This window comes from Cupriavidus numazuensis, from assembly GCF_905397435.1.
GTDB lineage: Bacteria > Pseudomonadota > Gammaproteobacteria > Burkholderiales > Burkholderiaceae > Cupriavidus > Cupriavidus numazuensis.
Window position 1 is genome coordinate 1 of record NZ_CAJPVI010000162.1, and the last position, 741, is coordinate 741.

At 62.6% G+C, this 741-nt stretch carries 1 protein-coding gene; it reads left to right on the forward strand.

What is annotated here, in order from left to right; all coding sequences use genetic code 11:
- Positions 1-117: 117 nt before the first annotated feature.
- Positions 118-741: tyrosine-type recombinase/integrase (locus tag KHO41_RS41010; protein ID WP_211958890.1), on the forward strand; the 624-nt coding region annotated here is incomplete at its 3' end.

Below are 741 nucleotides of genomic sequence, written 5' to 3' on the forward strand. Positions count from 1 at the left end.
GACTAAACCGCTCGCGCGGTAACCCTCCGGCCAAGCGCGAAGTGACTCAACCGCCAGCGCTGTTTCCTATGTTGAGGACCGAGGCAATTCGCCTCGAGCCTCGACAGGAGCACAGCCATGTCAGTCGCGACGCCTACCATCAGCCCGCTACGCCAGCGCATGATCGAAGACATGCGGATGCGCAAGCTTGGAGATAAGACCCAGACCCAATACATCCGCGCCGTGCGCCGGTTCGCAGCCTTTCTCGGCCGCTCTCCCGACACGGCTAGCACTGAGGACCTACGACGCTATCAACTCCATCTGGTCGATCACGGCATCTCCCCGGTTTCGCTCAATGCCGCGATCACCGGATTGAAGTTCTTCTTTGAAGTGACGCTCGGCGATGCGCAACGCATGGCCAAGATGAGACCGGTACGAATTCCACGCACCCTGCCCGTGGTACTCAGTCCCGACGAAGTCGGCCGACTGCTGGCGGCCGCTGGGAACCTGAAGCACCAGACCGCGCTCGCGGTCGCCTATGGCGCCGGCTTGCGCGCCAGCGAAGTGGTGGCGTTGAAGGTGACCGATATCGACAGTGAGCGCATGACCCTGCGCATCGAACAGGGCAAGGGTTGCAAGGACCGCTACGCGATGCTCTCTCCCGTGCTGCTCGAACGCCTGCGCGTTTGGTGGCGAGTTGCCCATGCCCAGGGCAAGATGCTCGACGGTGGCTGGTTGTTCCCGGGCCTCAACCCCATCGAG